We start from the raw sequence: 18,868 nt of genomic DNA, 5'->3' as shown, positions 1-18,868 counted from the left end.
CATCGTTGACCGAATCCGACCAGAAAGGTGTAGCCACCCTCACGTCGGGCAACAACGCCGACCATGGGTGCAGAGGTACGCAGGGGCGCGCAGCTGCTCGGTGAGCGGTACCGCCTGGTCGAGCAACTCGGCGCGGGTGGCATGTCGGTGGTCTGGCGCGGCTACGACGAGGTGCTCGGCCGCCAGGTCGCGGTCAAGGTCCTCGCCTCCCGGCTGGCCACCGACCGGGCCTTCCGGCATCGCATCCGCAGCGAGGCCCAGGCCTCCGCGCGGCTCTGCCACCCCAACATCACAAACGTGTACGACTACGGGGAGTCCGACCAGGTCGGGCTGACCGTGCCGTACGTGGTGATGGAGCTGATCGACGGTGTTCCGCTGACCGCGCGGCTCGCCCGAGACCGCCAGCTGCCGTGGCGGGAGGCGGTGACGGTCGCCGCGGAGGTGGCCTCCGCGCTGGCCGCCGCGCACGCCCGTGGTGTGGTGCATCGCGATGTGACACCCGGCAACGTGATGCTCACTCCGACCGGGGTGAAGGTGGTCGACTTCGGCATCTCGGCGCTTGTCGGCGAGAGCGAGAAGGGACCGGACGGCACGCTGCTCGGCACGCCCGCCTACCTCGCCCCGGAACGGTTGGACAACGGCCAGGTCAGCCCAGCCACCGACGTGTACGCGGTGGGCCTGCTGCTCTACCGGATGCTCACCGGGCGGCTGCCCTGGCAGGCCGACACCACCACCCAGATGCTGCGGGCACACATGTACCACGAGCCCGAACCGATGCCGACGGTGCCGGAGCTGCCCACCGAGATCGTCGACCTGGTCCGCCGCTGCCTGGCGAAGCGGCCGGCGGACCGTCCGGCAACCACCGAGCTGGCCCGGACCCTCGCGGAGGCCGTCGGCAAGGCACCGACCGTGCCCGTCGGCGACGGGCGGACCGACCCGCTGCGGCTGGCCAGCGTCAACACCACGATCCTGCCCTGGTCGGCGGCGACCGACGCGCTGCCGCTCGCCGGTCTGCGGACCCGCCGGACGCTGGACCGTCGGCGTCGGGTCGAGGCGGCGGTTGCCGCCGCCGCGCTGATGGCGGTGACGGCGGCGGTCTGGGGGGTCACCTCGCACAGCCCGGCCAGTGGGGGCATCGACCAGCCGACCGAGGCCCGCATCGGCGGCGGGCAGCCACTGCCCTGCCAGGTCTCGTACGCGCTGCACAAGGACTCCGGCAAGGACTTCACCGCCGAGGTAAGCCTGACCAACACCGGCGACCGCGAGCTGCGCGACTGGACGATGCGCTTCGCCTTCCCGGGTGAGCAGCAGGTGACCCGGGCGACCCCGGCGCCGGTGCGCCAGCAGGGACGGGCGGTGGTCGTGCAGCCCGCCCCGCAGCGCCCCGCGCTGGCCCCGGGCGCCACCGAGAAGCTGACCCTGTCCGGCACGTACACCGGGTCGAACCCGCTGCCGGTGGAGTTCCGGCTGGGCGACGAGCTGTGCGGCGTGCAGGTCTCGGGCGTGGCAGGTGCCGCGCCGACCACCAAGCCGGCCCCGAAGCCGGTGCGTGCCGAGACCGGCAAGGCCGGCTCGGGCGGCGCCGGTGGGGCCAAGGCGAAGTCGGAAGCGAAGAAGGAGCAGCCCAAGAAGGGCAAGCCGGGCAAGGGCAAGCCGAAGAAGGGCAAGCCGGAACACGCCCAACTGGCGAAGGGCACCTCCGGGAAGGGCAAGTCGGAGAAGGCCAGAGCCGGCAAGAAGGGCAAGCCGGGCGGTGGGCCGCCGAAGCACGCCAAGGGCGGCTGATCGCCTTCGTTCAGGACAGCGTGGAGAAGCGCTGGACCTGCTCGATGGTTCCCTCCACGATGATGATGTCGTCCCGGCGGAGTTCCAGCCCCTCGGAGACGTAGCGGTACCGGTTCTCGCCCGCCCGCTTGATTCCGACCACCCGTACGCCGTGCCGCTCCACCAACCAGGCCTGGCTCATCGAGCGGGCGACCAACGGCTCGGGCACCTGCATCTTCGCGATGGCGAAGGCCCCCTCGATCTCCACGAAGTCGAGCATCCGGCTGACGATCAGGTGGGCCAGCCGCTCGCCCGTCTCAGCCTCAGGGAAGATCACGTGTTGCGCGCCGACCGCTTCGAGGATCTTCGCGTGCTGGGTGGAGGTGGCCCGTGCCCAGATCTGCGGCACGTTCAGCTCGACAAGCGCCAGCACGGTGAGCACGCTGGCCTCCACCGAGGCGCCGATCGCCACCACCACCCGTTGCATCTCCGCCACGCCGAGCTGGCGCAGCGCCTCCCCGTCGGTGGAGTCGGCCTGCGCCACCTGGGGCAGTACCGCCGACCAGCGCTGCACCTGCTGCGGGTTGCGGTCGATCGCCAGCACCTCGTGGCCGAGCGCGCTTAGCGACCCGGCGAGGTGACAGCCGAACCGGCCGAGCCCGATCACGGCGATGCCGCCGGAGTCGGCTTTCCTATCCGACAATGGGTTGCTCCTCTGCGTAGCGGTAGAGGCGGCGCCGGGTGTTCAGGGCGATCGCCGAGCCGAGGGTGAGTGGTCCGATCCGGCCGATGTACATCAGCGCGATAAGCAGCAGGTGACCGGCGTCGGAGAGCCCCGCCGTCACGCCGACAGTGAGTCCGGTGGTGCTGAAGGCCGAGGTGATCTCGAAGAGGGCCGCCTGGAACGGCAGGTGGTTGGTCATCGCGATGAGCAGACTGGCGGCCGCCGCCACGATCGCGACGCTCAGCAGGGCGACGGTGAGCGCCTGTCGCTGGCTGGCGGTGGCGATCCGGCGCTGCCCGACCGTCACGTCCGGCTCGCCGCGGATCTCGGCCCAGATGACGAAGGCCAGCAGGAAGAAGGTGGCGACCTTGATCCCGCCAGCGGTGCTGGCGCTGCCGCCGCCGACGAACATCAACCAGATCAGCAGCGGGTAGCTCTCCTCCCGGATCGCGCCGGCCGGCACCACCTCCATCCCGCCGGTCCGGGCGAGCGCGATCTGGCCGAACGCGGCGAGCACCTTGTCCGCCGCGGTGTACTGCCCGATCGTGCCCCGGTTGGCCCACTCGATGGCCAGGAAGGCGGCGGTGCCGCCGACCACCAGTACGACACTGCCCCAGATGGTCAGCTTGGTGGCGATCGCCCAGCGTCTGGGCCGTCGCCAGTGGCGGATCGCCTCGAACAACGCCGGGAAGCCGAGCCCGCCGACGATGCTGCCGAACGCCAGCGGCAGGGTGACCCAGGGATCCCGGGAGAAGGCCAGCAGGCCGTCGGGGTAGAGCGAGAAGCCGGAGTTGTTGAAGGCCTGTACGGCGTGGAAGCCGCCCGACCAGAGCGCCTGCCCCAGCGAGTAGTCGTAGGCCAGCCAGAGCCGCCCGGTGACGATGATCGTCATCAGCAGCTCGCAGGCCAGCACCGTGGCGCCGATGTGCAGCAGCAGCCGGCCGACGTTTCCGATGCCGTACTCCAGGGTCTCGGCCTGCACCAGCAGCCGGTTGTGCAGGCCGAGCCGCCGGGAGACGGTCAGGATCACCAGCGCCGCGCCGGTCAGGATGCCGAGGCCACCGAGCTGGGTGAGCACGGTGATGACCACCAGGCCGAGGGTGGACCAGTAGCTCGGGGTGTCGACGACGGCCAGCCCGGTGACCGAGATCGCCGAGGTGCTGGTGAAGAGCGCGGTGATGAAGGACGGGTGCTGGGGCTTGATCGCCATCGGGGGCAGCATCAGCAGACCGGTGCCGAGCAGGATCGCCACCAGGAAGCTGAGCGGCACCAGCCGGACGGGGTGACGAAAGAACCGGCGCACGAGACAATCTTCCGATTTCACCCCTTTCTCTGGAGTCGAATACCGAGGATTCAACGTCTGGCCAGGCGCGGACCAACTGCCGGTCAGCCCGGCCGGATCTGCTGAGGCGGTTCCCCTCGACGAAGGAGACCGCGTTGCGACGACGTATTCTTTCCGCCCTCGGCGTATCGGTGGCCCTGGTCGCCACCGGCCTGGTCACGCCCGGCGTGGTCGCCTCGGCTAAGCCGACCGGTGGTGCGGACCCGGTCCGGGTCGGCGACCAGCCTGTGGTGATCGGCCACCGGGGCGCGAGCGGCTACCGGCCGGAGCACACCATCGAGGCGTACCGGCTGGCGATCCGGATGGGTGCCGACTACATCGAACCGGACCTGGTCGCGACCGCCGACTTCCGGCTGGGCACCGACCCGAACGCCCGCGGCGACATCCAGGCCGAGTACGAGCTGTTCTACTCCCTCGGCCTCGACGGCGTCTTCACCGACCACCCGGATACCGCCGTGGCCGCCCGCGCCGGCCTACTCCGCCGCTGACCCACTCCTTGCCGGCCCGCTGCCCCGCCGGGGGTGGCGGGCCGCTCGATGCGCTGACAGATATATCCCGACACGCGTGGCGATCCTTCACACACGTACGGTTGTTCGACAGTATTGGCGCTTCGAGCGGGAGGAGAAGCGCGTGGCGGACAAGAGCGCCATCGAGTGGACCGAGGCGACCTGGAATCCCACCACAGGTTGCGATCGCATCTCGACCGGCTGCGACAACTGCTACGCAATGACGCTGGCGAAGCGCTTGAAGGCGATGGGCTCGGCGAAATACCAGACCGACGGCGATCCGCGTACGTCTGGCCCGGGGTTCGGTGTGGCCCTGCACCCGGAGGCACTCGACGTGCCCCGTCGCTGGCGTGAGCCTCGCACGATCTTCGTCAACTCGATGTCCGACCTGTTCCACGCCCGGGTGCCGCTCAGCTACGTGCAGCGGGTGTTCGAGGTCATGCGCGAAACGCCCTGGCACACCTACCAGATCCTCACCAAACGCGCCGCTCGTCTGGCGAAGCTAGCGCCACACATCGACTGGCCGCCGAACGTCTGGATGGGCGTGAGCGTCGAGGACGACAGCCAGTGTGTCCGCGTCGATCATCTGCGTGCGGTGCCGGCGGTGGTGCGCTTCATCTCGGCCGAGCCGCTGCTCGGCCCACTGCCGAGTATTGATCTCGACGGGATCGACTGGTTGATCGCGGGCGGCGAGTCGGGGCCGGGCTGCCGCCCGATGGAACCGGCCTGGGTGGCGGACCTGCGCGATCATTGCGGCCGTTCCGGTACGGCGTTCTTCTTCAAGCAGTGGGGTGGGCGGACGCCGAAGGCAGGTGGCCGGAGCCTTGACGGCCGTACCTGGGACGAACTGCCCGAGCCACGCCTGCCGGTGCTCGCATAACGACTGATTGGGCGCAGGCGCTCAGAGTCGGCAGATCGACGATTTCCAGAAGTCGCCGATGCCCTTGTGGTCGATCAGGCCGCGCTTGTGCAACGACTTGACGGCGTGCCGGGCATGCCGTTCCCACGCCTGTCCCAGGACGTTCGCGTACACCTCGGACACATGATCGGCGAGCCGGATCTGCCGGCTCTCCTTGAGCAGGCGGAGGATATTGCCTTCGATGATCGCGGAGATGCGGGGCATGGTCGCTCTGATGTGGCGCTCACGGTCGAAGGGCGTCATGCCGCCGAAGAGCGTGTCTGGGCCCATCCGGCTGTTGTAGTGCTCCTCCTCCAGGTCGAGACCGGCCTGCCCGAGCGCGTTGACAAAGTGCCAGGCACCGTCGGAATGCGTGGTGAAAAGGGTCAGGACATATTTCGGAGCCAGCTCGGGGCGGGGGCGGACGGGCATGGCGACCGCTCTGAACGCGCTGCCTGCGGTGAGCCGCTTGTCGTACTCCGCGCCGACCCGCAGCGCGATATCGGTCGCGCGTTGGTGATCGTTTTCCCGGCCCACGGTGGCGAAGTGCTCCTGCCACCAGTCGCCACCGAGAAACCTGGTCAGATGGTTGGCCGTCTTCTGCTGGTCCGGCGTGAGTTGGCCGCTGCGACCACGAGCCGCCTGGACCGCGCGACCCATGCGAGCCACCGCTGACACGCTGAAGTGCAGGAGCACTTCGGTGGGTCGACCGGCTGCCCGGCCGAGCAGCTTCGAGCGCACCAGGTCGAAGTCGAGGGCGAGCCCGAACGGGTCCAGGAACGCGAAGAGAGAAGCGCCATGGGCGACGGTAAGCACCTCGGGCAGATGCTCCGCGACATCTCCCTGCCGCAGGACGCGCTTGGTCGTACCGCCCTTTGCCGCGAGTACCTGTTCCAGGTTGGCGAAGTGGTCCGGGTTCTGCTCCACGAAGAAGAGCGTCACGTTCCGGAAGTCCCGTACCGTGTCGGCGCAACGGGACAGCAGAAGCGGCGAGCCCGCCTCTCTGCCGTCGTCGTATTCGCCGCGACCGGCGTAGCCGTCGAGGAAGACGACGGGGTTGCCCTGGCCGGTTTTCGAGGCGAAGACCACCGGGTAGCGCTTGAGGATGCCGTGTTTCAGCACGGCGGCGGCCTTCCGCGTGGCGAAGAACTCCTCGTTCGCGGCCACCGCACCCTCCCTCACCGCATTACCAAAGGTGAAGTGACAGTAGCGGAGAGTGTGAATGAATGTAGTTCTCTCGTCCCGCGCGGTGTGTCGCGGCGTCCTGCCCGCTGCTCTCGCATCAATCAAGGGGTGCAGTTGCATCATCAGCAGGGCCAGCGGGAAGCTGCCCGTGATTTGTTCGCACAGATCTGGGATGAGATCGGCAGGGAGGCGGGCGATCCTCTGCACGTCTGCGTCCTCGCCCACTCGATGGCCGACGTGCAGGACGACGTACACCAGGAGTTGCTCTGGGATCAGCGGGCGCTGGCGGCGGCCAAGGGCGGCCTGGACCGGCTGACCCAGCAACTAATTCCCGAGTAGTCGCCCGACGCGCCGTTTTCAAGCTGGCTGATTCTGGCCGGTGAAAGTCCAGCGGCCTCGGCAATCTGGCCCTGAGTCATGCCGAGTTGCCTGCGAACTCCTGCCAACTGCCCGCCGCTGACCGCAGCGCGCATCTCCGTCGACCCCGCCGAGGCTGTCCGCCCGACTGGGTTGGAGCGGCTCGATGTCGGATGATCGCCTGAGACACCTGGCTGGCCCGCGGGAGCGATGGTTGTCGGGACGCTGATTTCAGGGTGAAATCAAAATTTCAGGGTGAAATCACGCCAGTTCAGGATGTGCTTCTGGCCGGGCACCCCTGGCGTCGACCATCCGACCACGAGGTGTGGGGCTTTCTTGTTGTGGAGGGTGGACGGAGGGGAGGGGGCGTTACTCGTCGGTGCGCTCGGCGACGAAGGTGCCCCGCCCAGGCTGACCGGTGATCAGCTCGCGGTCGTGTAGCAGCGACAGGGCGCGGGACGCCGTGTTCATGTGCACGCTGTACGACTCGGCGATCTCTCGCGTCGACGGAAGCTTGTCACCGGGCTTGAGTTCGCCGCTCTTGATCTTCGCCGCGATGTCGTTGGCGATGCGGCGATATGGCGCTTCTGCTGTTGGCATTGGAGGACTCCGGTTGGTTCGGCGTCTCCGATCATGCCGGCCTACACCAGTAACTGCAACAGGCTGTCGTGTCATGCTCGCCAGGGGTCGACCTACACAAACATTTGGGGTAGCTTGTGGATGTCCGGCTCCGGTTGGTTCGGCAAGCCTCGGAGGCGGACCCGAAGTTGGCTCCGGGGTCGTACCGCCAAGGAGGGCTGCGGTCGCGGGGCCGGCGGCCCGGCCGGCGTCCCCTGTCCGGCGGCCGGGCCGCCTCCAACGGTGCGCTCACGTGCTGACGTGGTGCCGCCAGGAGAAGGAGGCGTCCGTGCGCAACATGCTCAACCTGTCTCGGCTGGCCGGGGGACGGTCACCCGTGCACTGAGCTTCTTTCCCAACATCGAGGCGGCCGGTACCACGGTCTCCGAGGAGGATGCTCAGTTCGTACACCACTGGGTGTTCTGCGACCGGCGCAACGCGGGCGGCCGGTGCCCGCGCTTGGCCGACCACGACGGACCCTGCCGGGGTGGGTAGGGGACGGCGGGTCGTGTCCGGGGTCGACACATGGGTGGGGGTGGGGATGGCGGTGGTCGCCGCCGGCGGTCGGTGGGGTGGTCAGCGCAGGCCGGTGCTTGTAAAGGCTGGCCACTCCATCCTGGTTACTTGTGTGTTTCCGCCACATAGCCCGTGGGTGACGTCACTTCTAGCGTGAGCCGACACATAAGGTTTCCTCTCCCTCTGAGTCCTCACGTGGAGTCGCTATGACGGTTCGGACGACACGACGGGTGTTCCTGTCCACCGCCACGATGATGGCCGCGGTGCTCGCCGCCACGGCGTGTGGCAGTCCTCAGGACACCGCCAGCGGCGGTGGCGACAGCGCCGCGCCGGTGAAGGTTGGGCTGGTCTACTCCCAGTCGGGAGCGCTGGCCAGTTACGGAAAGCAGTACATCGAGGGGTTCCGGGCCGGCCTGGACTTCGCCACGAACGGCACCAACAAGGTGGGCGACCGGGCGATCGAGATCACCGAGGTCGATGATGCCGGTGACCCGGCGAAGGCGGTCTCCGCGGCCAAGGACCTGATCGGCAAGGGCAGCAAGATCATCGCCGGCTCGACGGCGTCCGGGGTGGCGCTCCAGGTGGCCCCGATCGCGGCCCAGAACAAGGTTCTCTTCATCTCCGGGCCGGCCGCCACCGACGCGGTGACCGGCGCGAACAAGTACACGTTCCGCTCCGGCCGGCAGTCGTACCAGGACGTGGTGACCGCCCGGTCGTTCATCGGCGACCCGACCGGCAAGAAGGTGGTGGTCTTCGCCCAGGACGGTGCCTTCGGCGACGCCAACGAGGCGGCGGTGAAGGAGGTCATCGGCGGTGCCGGGGCGACCGTCAGCGCGGTCCGGGCACCGGCCAGTGCCACCGAGTTCACCCCGTTCGCCAGCCAGATCAAGGCCGCCAAGCCGGACCTGCTCTTCGTCGCCTGGGCCGGCACCACCGCCCCGGCGATGTGGCAGACCCTCGACCAGCAGGGGGTCCTGACCTCCACCACGGTCGTCACCGGCCTGGACATCCGCGCCTCCTGGCCCACCTTCGGCGCGGCCGGCAGCAAGATCTCCTTCCTGTCGCACTACTTCGACGGGGCCAGCGACACCGAGGCGGCCAAGGCCGCCAAGTCCAAGGTCCCCGGCGGCACCCTCGACCTGTTCCACCCGGACGGCTTCGCCGCCGCGCAGATGGTGGTCCGGGCCGTGCAGGAGGGCGGCGACGACGTGGACAAGATGGTCGCCGCGCTGGAGGGGTGGAGCTTCGAGGGCGTGAAGGGCACCATGACCATCCGCGCCGAGGACCACGCCCTGCTCCAGCCGATGTACCAGGCGAGCCTGACCGGCAGCGGGGAGAACTTCACCGCCGCCGCGCAGAAGGCGCTCACCGGCGAGGAGAGCGCGCCGCCGGTCCAGGCGATGAAGGGCTGAGGCAGGCATGCTCGCCACCCGCGGTCTGACCTGGCGGATCGGTGAGGTCGCCATTGTCGACTCCGTCCACCTCGACCTGGCGCCCGGGGAGTTCCTCGGCGTGATCGGGCCCAACGGCGCCGGCAAGACCTCACTGTTCAACCTGATCACCGGCCTGCGCCGGGCCACCGAGGGAAAGGTGACCCTGGACGGGCAGGACATCTCCGCCCTGCCGCCGTACCGGCGGGCCCGGCTCGGGTTGGGGCGTACCTTCCAGGCGTCCTCGGTCTTCGGCTCGCTCAGCGTGCGGGAGAACGTCCGGCTCGCCGTGCAGGCGCACCGCGGGGGATCGATGAAGCTGTGGCGGCGGGCGGCGGCCGACCGGGAGGTGGCCGCCGCCGCCGACGCGGCGCTCGACCAGGTCGGCCTGGCCCACCGGGGTACGGCGTTGGCCGGCACCCTCGCCCACGGCGAGAAACGCAAGCTGGAGATCGCGCTGCTGCTGGCCGGCGAGCCGAGGGTGATGCTGCTGGACGAGCCGATGGCCGGGGTCAGCGCCGAGGACGTGCCGGAACTGATCCAGGTGATCCGGTCGTTGACCGGCGACAGCGGCCGGTCGGTGCTGATGGTCGAGCACCACATGGACGTGATCCTGGAACTGGCCGACCGGATCGCCGTGATGCACCACGGTGCCCTGCTGGCCTGTGACACCCCGGAGACGGTGATGGCCAACCCGACAGTGCAAGAGGCGTACCTGGGGGAGGAGCTGTGACCGAACCCGTACTCACCGTCGAGGAACTGTCGGTGCGGATCGCCGGGCTGCACATCCTCCAGGGAGTGTCCTTCACGGTGGCGCCGACCGGGGTGACCGTGCTGCTCGGCCGCAACGGCGTCGGCAAGACCACCACCCTGCGCGCGGTGGTCGGCCTGACGCCGCGCAACGGCGAGGTCGGCGGCACGGTCCGGATGGGCGACCAGTCGCTGCTGGACCGGCCGACCCACCGGCTGGTCCGCAGCGGGCTCGGCTACGTGCCGGAGGACCGCTGCGTCTTCGCCGGCCTCACCGTCGCGGAGAACCTGCGGCTCGCCGAACGGCGCGGCAACACTCCGGCGTACGACCGGGTTTTCGCGCTCTTCCCCGAACTGGACCGGCGCTCCCGGCAGCGGGCCGGCTCGCTCTCCGGCGGGCAGCAGCAGATGCTCGCCATCGGCCGGGTGCTGCTCAACGACAACCGGCTCCTGCTGGTCGACGAGCCGACCAAGGGGTTGGCGCCGAAGGTGGTGACCGAGGTGGCCGAGGTGCTGGAACGGGTCGCCGAATCCGTGCCGGTGCTGCTGGTCGAGCAGAACCTGGCCGTGGTCCGGCGGCTGGCCCGGGACGCGGTGGTGCTCGCCGCCGGCAAGGTGGCCTGGACCGGCGACGCCCAGGAACTGCTCTCGGCGACCGGGCTGACGAAGTCGCTGCTCGGGGTCGGCTCGGCGGAGGTGCGGCACTGATGGACGCGATCATTCTGCTCACGCTTACCGGGCTCGGCCTGGCGGCACTGTACTTCCTGGTGGCCTCCGGGCTGTCGCTGGTCTTCGGCCTCGCCGACGTGCTCAACTTCGCGCACGGGCTCTTCCTCGGCGTCGGCGCGTACGCCACCTGGTGGGCGGCCGGGAACCTGCCCGGTGCCGGGGCCGACGGCCTCGGTTTCGTGCTCGCGGTCGCCTTCGGGGTGGCCGCCGGCACGCTGATGGCGGTGCTTGTCGAGCTGGTGCTGATCCGCCCGCTCTACTCCCGCACCATCGAGCAGGTCCTGGTCACCGTGGGACTTTCGCTGGCCGGCGTGGCGCTCTTGCAGGCCACCTGGGGCGCGGACGCCCGACCGTTCCCGCGTCCGGAGTGGACCCGCCAGGTGACCTCGATCCTCGGCGCGCAGGTGCCCAACGGCGGCCTGCTGCTGATCATCGCGGCGGTGCTGGTGCTCGCCGCGATCCTGGCCTTCCTTCAGTGGACCCGCTACGGCCTGATCATCCGGGCCGGGGTGGAGAACCGGGAGATGGTCACCGCGCTTGGCATCGACGTACGCAAGGCGTTCACCCTGGTCTTCGCCATCGGTGGGGCGGCTGCCGCGCTGGCCGGCGCGCTGGGCAGCGTCTACTTCGGCACCGTCTCGCCGCAGCAGGGCGGCTCGCTGCTGATCTTCGCGTTCATCGTGGTGGTCATCGGCGGCATGGGCTCGGTGGTCGGGTCGGCGTACGCGGCGGTCGCGGTCGGGCTGCTGCAACAGTTCGTGAACTACTACGGCACCTCCGGGCTGGGCGACATCTGCGTGGTCGCGCTGCTCGCCGTGGTGCTGCTGCTGCGCCCGCAGGGCATTGCCGGAAAGGCGGCCATCGCATGACCGAGGTCAAGAGCCCCGAGGTTCCCGCGCCCCCGGCGGCGGTACCTTCCGAACTGACCCCCTCGTCGGGTCGATTCGGCCAGCTACGCCCCTTCCTGCCGCTTGTCGTGCTGGCCGTGGCGCTGATCCTGCCGTACTCGACGCTGCACCTGCCGGGCATCTTCGAGGGCGCGCTGAACTCGCCGGGCACCCTGCAACTGCTCGCCGTCTGCCTGGTCTTCGGTGGCCTGGCGGCTGGCTACGACCTGCTGTTCGGGCGGACCGGGATGCTCTCCTTCGGGCACGCCCTCTACTTCGCCGCCGGGGTGTACGGCACCGACATCCTGATCACCCGGGCCGGGCTGCCGCTCTGGCAGGCCGCGCCGCTGGCGATCGTCGGCGGGACGATCCTCGCCGGGCTGATCGGTGCGGTGGCGCTGCGTACCGTCGGGATCGCCTTCGCCATGGTGACGCTCGCCTTCGCCCAGGTCGGGGCGATCCTGGTGGCCCGCGACTTCGGCGGGCTCACCGGTGGCGAGGAAGGGCTGCCGCTTGACGTCTCCGGGCTGCCCGCCGGGCTGGTCGGGGTCGCCAACACGGTCAACCTGTACTGGCTGGCCCTGGCCTACCTGGTCGTGGTGGTGCTTGTGGTGCACCGGGTCAGCGGCTCGCCGACCGGGCGGGTGCTGGCCGGGCTGCGCGACGACGAGCGCCGCATCGGTGTGCTCGGGCTGGACCCGTACCGCTTCAAGCTGGTCGCCTTCACCCTGGCCGGCGGCTTGGCGGCGGCCGGCGGGGTGGTCTACTGCCTGATCGTCGGCGGTGCCTCGCCGCACATCACCAGCAGTGAGTTGACCCTGTCGCTGCTGGTGATGGTGGTGCTCGGCGGGCCGGGCACCCGCTGGGGTCCGGTGCTGGGCGGCATCCTCTACATGTACCTGGACCACCGGCTGGTGTCGTTCGGCAGCTCCGGCGCGGTGGAGGCGCTGCCAGCCTTCCTCAGCCGGCCGCTCTCCGAGCCGCTCTTCGTGCTGGGCACCGTCTTCATCCTGGCGGTCTACTTCTTCCCCGGCGGAGTGGCCAGCCTGGCTCCCCGCCTGGCCCTGCTCCGCAACTCCCTGCGCCCGCGCCCGCGCCGGGACGGCTGACCGGGCGGCGGGACGGCTGATGGCGCGGCGGGTCGGCTGATGGCGCGGCGGGCGGGCGGCACAACAGCGTGCCGCCCGCCCGCCGTCTCCGGTCAGCCGTCTCCGGTCAGCCGTTGAGCATGTCGTACGCCGACTTCGGTGCCGGCTTCGCCTCGTCGCCGACGAAGGCGACGATCTGCGGGGCGGTGCCGAAGTCGGCGTACTCCACCACGTACTTCGACGCCTTCTGCTTACCGAGGGCCGGGATCGCCAGGGTCAGCGAGCTGAGGTTGCCGTCCGGGCCGACGACGGCGGTGAGCGGAATCGGCTCGGTCGCCTCGCCGAGCGGCGCCACCCCCTCCATCGCCTCCACCAGTTCCGGCTGGCTGGCGAAGTCGACCACACCGGTGTACGTCCCGTCCTCGCCACCCTGGACATCGGTGGCGGCGCGGATGATCACCTCGGCGTTGCCCGGATCGGTGCCCTCGTACGCGGGAACCGGATCCGAACCCGCCATCTTGGCGGGGTCCAACTCCATCCAGGTGGTCGGCAGCTTCATCAGCTTCTGGAGGTCCTGCTCGCCCTTGAAGTTCACCTTCATCCAGGTGCGGGTCTCCACGATCCGGAAGGACATCTCCAGGGTGAAGTCCTTCTCCTTGCCGACGACCTGCATCTCCATGCCCCGGTTGACCGGGTCGACCACGCCGGAGACGTCGCCCGAGGCGTCGCTTGTGGCGAAGCGGAAGGCCGGATCCTCGGCGTTCGGCACCGCCGCCAGCAGTTCCTGCTTGGGGTCGGGAGGTGGCGGCGGGGCGGCCTGCGGGCTGGCGTCCTTGCCGTCGCAGCCGGCCACCAGGGCCGCGGTCAGCAGGGCGACCGCGCTGGCCGCGATCCGCCGGGTGACGGCGGTGGTGCCGGTTCGCTGAGTCATCTCGTCTCTTCTTCGTCGGGAACGAACGGGAATCCTATGCCAGAGCTGGCGCGCTCGTGGCCCGATGTGTCCGCCGCCGCGACCGACGCCGTTGAGAGCGCATTCGTGCGAGGGGCAGGCCCCCCGTGTGGCCGCCCCTCGCGCGCTTAGGTCGTCAGCTGTTGAACAGGTCGTATACTGAGGCCGGCGCTCTGACCGCCTGGTCGTCGGTGAATGCGACGATCGCCGGGGCGCTGCCGAAGTCGAAGTACTTCACCGTGTACTTGGAAGCCTTCTGCTTGCCGGCCGCCGGTAGCGCCAGGGAGAGTGAGGCGAGGTTGCCGTCCGGACCCACCACTGCGGTGAGCGGAACCTGCGCGGCGGCATCGCCGAGGGCGTCCACACCCTCCAGTTGATCGGCCACCGACGGGTTAGCGGTCAGGTCGACCATGCCGGTGTACGTGCCGTCCTCGCCGGCCTGGATGTCCGTCGCGATCCGGATGATCGGTTTCGTGTTGCCTGGATCGGTGCCCTCATATTTGGGCAGGGAACTCTCACTCTCGACCTTCGCCGGATCCAACTCCATCCACTTGGTGGGCAGCTTCAGGAGCTTCTGGACGTCATGCGAGCCCTTGAATTTCACCTTGGTCCAGATTCGTGACTCGACCAACCGGAAGGACAACTCCAAGGTGAGGTCCTCCTCCTTGAAGACGGTGTTGAGGGTCATGCCCTTGTTCGCCGGGTCGACCACCCCGGTGAACTCACCCGACAGATCCCGGCCGGACCAGCGGAAGGGGGGATCCTCTTCGTTCGGCACCGCTGCCAGCAGTTCCTGCTTCGGGTCAGGCGGCGGTGGAGGCGCAGCCTGTGGGCTGGACTGACGGCCGTCACACCCAACCAGCAGGGCGGAGGTCAGCAGAGCGACCGCGGTAACCGCGAACCGCCGGTTCGCAGCGGCGGTGCCGGTTTGCTGAATCATCATGTCTCTCTCTCGAGGATGGATTGGTGCTGGTGAAGATGCTCGACGCGGCCACCGCTGGATCGTTGCCGATATGCTGCCGTCCGGCTGCTGTCGCGCTGCCGAACCGCGCTCGCCTGGGCAGTCAGGAACGGGAATCGTATGTCAGAGTCGCTGCGCTTCTATGTGCTTGGGCCCCAGCGGGCGTGGTACGGCGACCGTGAGATCGACCTGGGACCCGGTAAACAGCGTGCCGTGCTGGGCGTACTCCTGCTTGCCCCCGGACGGCCAGTGCCCATTTCGCAGATCGTTGACGCGGTCTGGCCGGACGAGCAGCCGGTCAACGGGCCGAACGTGGTGCAGAAGTATGTCGCGGGACTGCGGCGTGTGCTCGAACCCCACCGCTCGCCCCGCAGCCCGGGGCGGGTGCTGACCCTGACCGACGCAGGTTACGTACTGCGGGTCACGCCGGAGGCGGTCGACGCCCTTCGGTTCGAACGTGGCGTCCAACGAGCCCGCCGTGAACTGACCGAGGGGCGACCGGCTGAGGCGGCCGCTCTGCTGAGGGAGACGTTGGGGCTGTGGCATGGTGACCCGTTCACCGGCTTCACCGGCTCGGTCTTCGAGTCGGCCCGCCAGCGGTTGGTGGAGACCCGTGCCACCGCGCTGGAGACCTGGGCGGAGCTGGAGCTGCGGGCGGGTCGGGACGGTGAACTGGTCGGCCGGTTGGTCGAACTCGTGGCGGAGTTTCCGGTTCGGGAGCGGCTGCGCCACCTCTTGATGTTGGCCCTGTACCGCGGCGGCCGGCAGGCGGAGGCACTGGCGGCGTACCGGGATCTCGACACCATGCTTCGCCAGGAGTACGGCCTGGAGCCCGGCGAGGCGTTGCGGGACCTGCACCGACGCATCCTCAACGCCGATCCGATGCTCGGCGCACCCGTCGACGTCCCCACTCACCCGCCCGCACCGCCCGCACCGTCCGCAGTGCCGACGGTGCCCGCCGCGTCCACCGTCGGGGCCGGCCCCGTTGCGACAGGGCAGGCCGCCAGCGCACCCGCCGGTACTGTCGTCGCCGTCCCGGACCGGCCGCCGGCCGGGGCCGACACCACCGGCCGATCGGCCCCCCACCCGGCCACCCCACCGCCGTATGCGGCGGCCTCACTGGGACATCGCACCACCGGTCTGCTGATCGCTCCGTCGCCGCCGACCTGGTTGAGTCATCTGGGTACGGCCGTCAACGCGCTGCTTGTGGCCTTCTCCCTCGGCGCGCTGACCTGGTTTTCCATAACCTTCTACGCGGTCCGTCGGCAGAGCCGCTGGCTGGGGCTGTCCGCGGTCGGCTACCTCGTCGCCGGTGGGGTGGCCTTCGGCACGATAACGAGGGAGAACCCCAGCGGAGCGACGAGTTGGATGGATGGCATCGCCATGGTCCTCCTCGCCCTCATCTGGCCGGGTGGCTTCGGTCACGTCCTGGTGCTCAACCGTCGAATCGGCGTTTTGCTGGGGACGCCGTCCGGGCTGGCCGACCCGGTCGAGATCGACCGGCGGGCGCGTCGTTACCAGGCCCGCCAACTGCTGCATCTGTATCCGGTGGCCCGTCACGACCTGCGTATCGGCCGCCCGGATCTGCCGCGCGGCTTCGACGACGGCGGGCTGGTCGACGTCAACGCGGTCTCCGCAGCGGTGATCGAGGCGCTGCCCGGGCTCACCACCGAGCAGGGGCGACAGATCGTCGCCGCCCGGGCGGCGGGTGGCCCGTATGTCTCCCTGGAGGAGCTGAGCGTTCGCTGCCACCTGCCGCTCGATCGGGTGGAGCTGCTCCGCGACATCCTTGTCTTCCTGCCGCCGCCCGGTCCGCCGGGGCCGTCCGTCACGCTGGCTCCGCCGCCCACCCGCCTTCCGACGGGTGACGCTGGTAGAAAGGCCGGATGAGCGAGGAACCGACGGCGGGCCGATCCTCGACCGGTTCGGTCGACCGGGAGAGCGTCCGGCAGCGGGCCGAGGCGGTGCTGCGCCGGCTGGCCGGCGACCACGCCCGGCTGCGCGAGGACCAGTGGCGGGCGATCGAGGCGCTGGTGGTCGACCGGCGGCGGGTGCTCTGCGTACAACGCACCGGGTGGGGCAAGTCGGCCGTCTACTTCGTCGCCACCGCACTGCTGCGCGAACGCGAAATCGCGCCAGGCGCCGATGGTCACGGCGGAGCCGACGTGGAACCGAGCGGACCGACGGTGATCGTGTCGCCGCTGCTGGCGTTGATGCGTAACCAGGTCGGGGCGGCCGCCCGGGCCGGGATCCGCGCCCGGACCATCAACTCGGCAAACCTCGACGAGTGGGCCGAGATCACCGACGAGATCCACGCCGGTGCGGTCGACGTGCTGCTGATCAGCCCGGAACGGCTCAACAATCCGGAGTTCCGCGACGGCGTACTGCCGAAACTGGCCGCAACCACCGGGCTGCTTGTGGTGGACGAGGCGCACTGCGTGTCGGACTGGGGGCACGACTTCCGGCCGGACTACCGCCGGCTGCGTACCTTCCTCGGCAACCTGCCCGAGCAGACTCCGGTGCTGGCCACCACCGCCACCGCCAACGCCCGGGTCACCCGGGACGTGGCCGAGCAGCTCGGCACCGACGCGACCGACCCGGCCGTGGTGCGGCCCGACGTGCTGGTGCTGCGCGGCAGCCTGGACCGGGAGTCGCTGCGGTTGGGCGTACTCGAACTGCCCAGCCCGGCGCACCGGCTCGGTTGGCTCGCCGACCACCTGGACCGGCTGCCCGGCTCCGGCATCGTCTACACGCTCACCGTCGCGTCGGCCACCGAGACCGCCGAGTTCCTCCGCTCGCGCGGCTGGTCGGTGGCCGCGTACACCGGTCAGGCCGAGGACGCCGACCGGCGCGCCGCCGAGCAGGACCTGCTCGACAACAAGATCAAGGCCCTGGTCGCCACCAGCGCGCTCGGGATGGGCTTCGACAAGCCGGATCTCGGGTTCGTGGTGCACCTCGGCGCGCCACCCTCGCCGATCGCGTACTACCAGCAGGTCGGCCGGGCCGGTCGGGCCGTCGAGCACGCCGAGGTACTGCTGCTGCCCGGCGTCGAGGACGCCGCCATCTGGCGGTACTTCGCCTCGCTCGCCTTCCCGCCCGAGGAGCAGGTACGCGCGGTGCTCGCCGCCCTGCACACCGACCGGCCGCTCTCCACCCAGGCCCTGGAACCCCTGGTCGACCTGCGTAGGGCCCGGTTGGAGCTGATGCTCAAGGTGCTCGACGTGGACGGCGCGGTCCGCCGGGTGCGCGGCGGCTGGCTCGCCACCGGCGAGCCCTGGGTCTACGACGAGGCCAGGTTGCGCCGCGTCGCCGCCGCCCGCACCGCCGAGCAGCAGGCCATGCTCGGGTACGCGGCGACGACCGGTTGCCGGATGCGTTACCTGCGCGGGTGCCTGGACGACGCGGAGGCGACCGACTGCGGCCGGTGCGATCGCTGCGCCGAGGCGCTGTTCACGCCGGAGGTGTCACCGGCCGCGCTGACCGCCGCGCAGACCTTCCTCGGCCGCCCCGGCGTCCAGATCGCGCCGAAGAAGCTCTGGCCGACCGGGCTGGCCGCGGTGGACGTACCGCTGAAGGGGCGGATCGCCCCGGCCGAGCAGGCGCTGCCCGGCCGCGCGGTCGGCCGGCTCTCCGACCTCGGTTGGGGTGGCCGGCTGCGCAACCTGGTCGGCCCCGGTACGCCGGACGGCCCGGTCCCCGACGACGTGGCCGCCGCCGTCATCGAGGTGCTCAAGGCGTGGGCGCACGGCGACGACCCGTGGCCCAGCCGCCCGGCGGGCGTGGTCACCGTCGACTCGCACACCCACCCGGTGCTGATCGGCTCGCTGGCCGAGCGGATCGCCACCGTCGGGCGGCTACCGCTGCTCGGCCAGGTCACCCTGGCCGGGCCGACCGGCGGCGATGCGCCGCGCGGCAACAGCGCCCAACGGGTCCGCAGCCTGCACGGCAACCTGGTCGTCCCCGAGGAACTGGCCGCCACCCTGGCCGGACTGGACGGCCCGGTACTCCTCGTCGACGACCTGGTCGACTCCGGCTGGACCATGACCATGGCGGCCCGCGCCCTCCGCCAGGCCGGCGCCCCCGCCATCCTCCCCCTAACCCTCGCCACCACCTCCTAACCCCCAACCCCCCGCACCCGCACCCGCACCCGCACCCGCACCCGCA

General features: G+C 70.2%; 16 protein-coding genes and 1 pseudogene. 10 read left to right on the top strand and 7 right to left on the bottom strand.

The features are described 5' to 3' along the window. Positions 1 to 63 precede the first annotated feature (63 nt). Complete coding sequence (locus AC507J_RS14420) at positions 64 to 1,785, top strand: serine/threonine-protein kinase (protein WP_496289659.1); 1,722 nt, start codon at positions 64 to 66, stop codon at positions 1,783 to 1,785. A gap of 10 nt (positions 1,786 to 1,795) precedes the next feature. Here the strand turns inward: AC507J_RS14420 and AC507J_RS14415 are convergent, their stop codons facing one another. Further along, positions 1,796 to 2,467: a potassium channel family protein gene (locus tag AC507J_RS14415; protein ID WP_496289658.1), complete on the bottom strand. Its 672-nt coding sequence runs from the start codon at positions 2,465 to 2,467 to the stop codon at positions 1,796 to 1,798. Beyond that, complete coding sequence (locus AC507J_RS14410) at positions 2,457 to 3,791, bottom strand: TrkH family potassium uptake protein (RefSeq protein WP_496289657.1); 1,335 nt, start codon at positions 3,789 to 3,791, stop codon at positions 2,457 to 2,459. Before AC507J_RS14410 ends, AC507J_RS14415 begins: the two co-directional genes overlap by 11 nt. A 134-nt stretch (positions 3,792 to 3,925) precedes the next feature. Between AC507J_RS14410 and AC507J_RS14405 the strand changes: the two genes are divergently transcribed. Both AC507J_RS14405 and AC507J_RS14400 read left to right on the top strand, forming a co-directional pair. Continuing rightward, positions 3,926 to 4,318, top strand: a complete 393-nt coding sequence (locus tag AC507J_RS14405) for a glycerophosphodiester phosphodiesterase family protein (RefSeq protein WP_496289656.1) — start codon at positions 3,926 to 3,928, stop codon at positions 4,316 to 4,318. 142 nt (positions 4,319 to 4,460) lie between these two features. Then, positions 4,461 to 5,216: a DUF5131 family protein gene (locus tag AC507J_RS14400; protein ID WP_496289806.1), complete on the top strand. Its 756-nt coding sequence runs from the start codon at positions 4,461 to 4,463 to the stop codon at positions 5,214 to 5,216. Between the two features lie 21 nt (positions 5,217 to 5,237). Here AC507J_RS14400 and tcmP read toward each other — a convergent pair whose 3' ends face one another. The 3 genes and pseudogenes from tcmP to AC507J_RS14385 all read right to left on the bottom strand — a co-directional run bounded on the left by tcmP (position 5,238) and on the right by AC507J_RS14385 (position 7,376). Next, positions 5,238 to 6,626, bottom strand: a complete 1,389-nt coding sequence (gene tcmP, locus AC507J_RS14395; RefSeq protein WP_496289805.1) for a three-Cys-motif partner protein TcmP — start codon at positions 6,624 to 6,626, stop codon at positions 5,238 to 5,240. 149 nt (positions 6,627 to 6,775) lie between these two features. Continuing rightward, a pseudogene (locus AC507J_RS14390) lies at positions 6,776 to 6,892 on the bottom strand (helix-turn-helix domain-containing protein); the annotation flags it as partial. Between the two features lie 253 nt (positions 6,893 to 7,145). Further along, on the bottom strand, positions 7,146 to 7,376 hold the full coding sequence (locus AC507J_RS14385) for a GntR family transcriptional regulator (protein WP_496289655.1): 231 nt from the start codon (positions 7,374 to 7,376) through the stop codon (positions 7,146 to 7,148). Positions 7,377 to 8,116: 740 nt separating this feature from the next. Between AC507J_RS14385 and AC507J_RS14380 the strand changes: the two genes are divergently transcribed. Genes AC507J_RS14380 through AC507J_RS14360 form a run of 5 tightly spaced genes read left to right on the top strand, consistent with a single transcriptional unit; the run spans position 8,117 to position 12,815 of the window. Continuing rightward, positions 8,117 to 9,322, top strand: a complete 1,206-nt coding sequence (locus AC507J_RS14380) for a substrate-binding domain-containing protein (protein WP_496289654.1) — start codon at positions 8,117 to 8,119, stop codon at positions 9,320 to 9,322. Between the two features lie 7 nt (positions 9,323 to 9,329). Beyond that, a complete protein-coding gene (locus tag AC507J_RS14375; RefSeq protein ID WP_496289653.1) occupies positions 9,330 to 10,073 on the top strand; it encodes an ABC transporter ATP-binding protein in 744 nt (247 codons plus the stop codon). Further along, on the top strand, positions 10,070 to 10,798 hold the full coding sequence (locus AC507J_RS14370; protein ID WP_496289652.1) for an ABC transporter ATP-binding protein: 729 nt from the start codon (positions 10,070 to 10,072) through the stop codon (positions 10,796 to 10,798). The genes AC507J_RS14375 and AC507J_RS14370 overlap by 4 nt, the downstream gene beginning before the upstream one ends. Next, a complete protein-coding gene (locus tag AC507J_RS14365; RefSeq protein ID WP_341717741.1) occupies positions 10,798 to 11,688 on the top strand; it encodes a branched-chain amino acid ABC transporter permease in 891 nt (296 codons plus the stop codon). Before AC507J_RS14370 ends, AC507J_RS14365 begins: the two co-directional genes overlap by 1 nt. After that, positions 11,685 to 12,815, top strand: coding sequence for a branched-chain amino acid ABC transporter permease (locus tag AC507J_RS14360; protein ID WP_496289651.1), 1,131 nt, complete (start codon positions 11,685 to 11,687; stop codon positions 12,813 to 12,815). The genes AC507J_RS14365 and AC507J_RS14360 overlap by 4 nt, the downstream gene beginning before the upstream one ends. Before the next feature lie 106 nt (positions 12,816 to 12,921). Here AC507J_RS14360 and AC507J_RS14355 read toward each other — a convergent pair whose 3' ends face one another. Both AC507J_RS14355 and AC507J_RS14350 read right to left on the bottom strand, forming a co-directional pair. After that, positions 12,922 to 13,725 carry a hypothetical protein gene (locus tag AC507J_RS14355; protein WP_496289650.1) on the bottom strand — a complete coding sequence of 268 codons (804 nt, stop codon included), beginning with the start codon at positions 13,723 to 13,725 and terminating at the stop codon, positions 12,922 to 12,924. 154 nt (positions 13,726 to 13,879) lie between these two features. Continuing rightward, positions 13,880 to 14,686, bottom strand: coding sequence for a hypothetical protein (locus AC507J_RS14350; protein ID WP_496289649.1), 807 nt, complete (start codon positions 14,684 to 14,686; stop codon positions 13,880 to 13,882). Between the two features lie 138 nt (positions 14,687 to 14,824). Between AC507J_RS14350 and AC507J_RS14345 the strand changes: the two genes are divergently transcribed. Beyond that, a complete protein-coding gene (locus AC507J_RS14345; RefSeq protein ID WP_496289648.1) occupies positions 14,825 to 16,594 on the top strand; it encodes an AfsR/SARP family transcriptional regulator in 1,770 nt (589 codons plus the stop codon). Next, on the top strand, positions 16,591 to 18,822 hold the full coding sequence (locus AC507J_RS14340; RefSeq protein ID WP_496289647.1) for a RecQ family ATP-dependent DNA helicase: 2,232 nt from the start codon (positions 16,591 to 16,593) through the stop codon (positions 18,820 to 18,822). Before AC507J_RS14345 ends, AC507J_RS14340 begins: the two co-directional genes overlap by 4 nt. The last annotated feature ends 46 nt before the right edge of the window (positions 18,823 to 18,868 follow it).

Source organism: Micromonospora sp. PRAS1 (genome assembly GCF_059553435.1).
This window is presented reverse-complemented; position numbering and strand designations above follow the sequence as displayed.

Coding starts and splice junctions, on each gene's coding strand:
- AC507J_RS14355 (WP_496289650.1), bottom strand. CDS start 13,725: ATGACTCAGCGAACCGGCACCACCGCCGTCACCCGGCGGATCGCGGCC.
- AC507J_RS14350 (WP_496289649.1), bottom strand. CDS start 14,686: ATGATGATTCAGCAAACCGGCACCGCCGCTGCGAACCGGCGGTTCGCG.
- AC507J_RS14340 (WP_496289647.1), top strand. CDS start 16,591: ATGAGCGAGGAACCGACGGCGGGCCGATCCTCGACCGGTTCGGTCGAC.
- AC507J_RS14345 (WP_496289648.1), top strand. CDS start 14,825: ATGTCAGAGTCGCTGCGCTTCTATGTGCTTGGGCCCCAGCGGGCGTGG.
- AC507J_RS14385 (WP_496289655.1), bottom strand. CDS start 7,376: ATGCCAACAGCAGAAGCGCCATATCGCCGCATCGCCAACGACATCGCG.
- AC507J_RS14380 (WP_496289654.1), top strand. CDS start 8,117: ATGACGGTTCGGACGACACGACGGGTGTTCCTGTCCACCGCCACGATG.
- AC507J_RS14375 (WP_496289653.1), top strand. CDS start 9,330: ATGCTCGCCACCCGCGGTCTGACCTGGCGGATCGGTGAGGTCGCCATT.
- AC507J_RS14365 (WP_341717741.1), top strand. CDS start 10,798: ATGGACGCGATCATTCTGCTCACGCTTACCGGGCTCGGCCTGGCGGCA.
- AC507J_RS14420 (WP_496289659.1), top strand. CDS start 64: ATGGGTGCAGAGGTACGCAGGGGCGCGCAGCTGCTCGGTGAGCGGTAC.
- AC507J_RS14360 (WP_496289651.1), top strand. CDS start 11,685: ATGACCGAGGTCAAGAGCCCCGAGGTTCCCGCGCCCCCGGCGGCGGTA.